The organism is Streptomyces sp. NPDC059456, assembly GCF_042750055.1.
Lineage (GTDB): Bacteria > Actinomycetota > Actinomycetes > Streptomycetales > Streptomycetaceae > Streptomyces.
On record NZ_JBHYVA010001099.1, the window covers coordinates 1 to 1,469 of the forward strand.

General features: G+C 73.0%; 1 protein-coding gene. It reads right to left on the bottom strand.

Going from position 1 to position 1,469, the window contains the following annotated elements; all coding sequences use genetic code 11:
- Window positions 1-1,067, bottom strand: a 1,067-nt coding sequence (locus ACFXA3_RS42460) for an SRPBCC family protein (protein ID WP_385196876.1), incomplete at its 3' end; no start/stop codon positions are given.
- Window positions 1,068-1,469: the final 402 nt, after the last annotated feature.

A 1,469-nucleotide genomic window follows, 5' to 3' on the forward strand; every position in this document is an offset into this window, starting at 1 on the left:
GGGGTGGAGAGCCCCTTCTGGACGCGGGCGACCAGTTCGGCGTCCTCGTCGTTGGTGATCCAGCCGATGTGGATGTTCAGGCGCCGGGCCAGCCGGGTGCGCAGGCCGGTGCCGCGGCGGGTGTAGAACGCGCCGGGCACCGCCACCCGGTCCACGGCCGTGGGGATCGCAGTCCAGGCCAGGACGTGGTCGGGGTAGAAGTCGATGAGGGTGTTGGGGTAGATCACCGCGTACCGCCAGACCCGGCGGTCGGCCTCGGCGAGGCCCGGCATCGGAGAGGCGAGGCGCTGGTAGAGGCGTTCGGGCCAGTTGGACGAGGGCTTGTCCCGCAGCGGCGAGGCGAACAGCGCGTACGACTCGTCGATGTCGCAGGTGTAGCCCTGGTAGTCGAGCAGCCGCATCAGCCCGGGGTGGGCCACCGGGACGTGGTAGCCCTCCAGGTAGTTGTCGACCGCCACCTTCCAGTTGGCTTCCTGCACCTCGGCGCCGGCCAGGTCGTGGATCCGGGCGCGGCCCACCGGGACCAGGTCGGCTCCGGCGTAGTGGCCCACCGCCTCGGCCAGTCCCGCGCAGCTCTTCGCCAGCGGTACGGCGCCGGGGTCGAGGTTGACGAAGACGAAGCCGAGGAACGACTCGACGCGGGCCGGGAACAGACCGAGGCTCGGCTTGTCGAGACAGGGGATCTGGCGGGCCTCCGGGGCGCCGACCAGGCTTCCGTCGAGCCGGTAGGTCCAGCCGTGGTACGGGCAGCGGATCGCCTTGCCGGCCGGTTCCGGGGCGCTCACCAGGCGGGTTCCGCGGTGGCGGCAGACGTTGAGGTGGGCGGCGAGCGCGCCGTCCTCCGTGCGGACGACCAGCACTTCGCGGTCCGCGACCGTGGCGGCGAGCCGGGCCCCCGGGTTCGGGAGGTCGGACTCGTGGCAGACGAGCTGCCAGGACTTGGCGAAGACGTGCCGCATCTCCGCGGCTGCCGTCTCGGGATCGGTGTAGTAGCGGGCGGACAGGGCGGGCCCGGGGGAGTCCTGGCCGGGCGGGCCGAGTGGTGTTTCGGGGGCTCTGTGCTGCATCGGGTGACTCCTTGCCGTACGTGCGGCGGTCGGTGTCTGCGATGGATGTCGAGGCGACCCAGCTGCGGGCAGCGGGAGGCACGGCGGACGCCGCAACCTCGCTGACCGATTGGACAGCCAGACTGCTGGCTTGATTCCGCCGGGTCAAGACTTGTGGGCTGACCGATCGATCAGCTAGCGTGATTGATGTCGCTGACCGATCGGTCAGTCAAGTGTGTCACCCGTCGCTGCTCCGGCGCCACCGCGCATTCGCCCTGGTCCCGGCCCGGACGCAGCCCTGCCCGCCCCGGCCTCCGCCCGGGCCCGCACCCCTCCCCTCCCGCCGCACCCCTCCGGCACAGGCCCCCGCCCCCGCGTTGCCCCCCCCCCCGCCCCGCCCCCCCCGGGGCCGGGCGCCCCCCC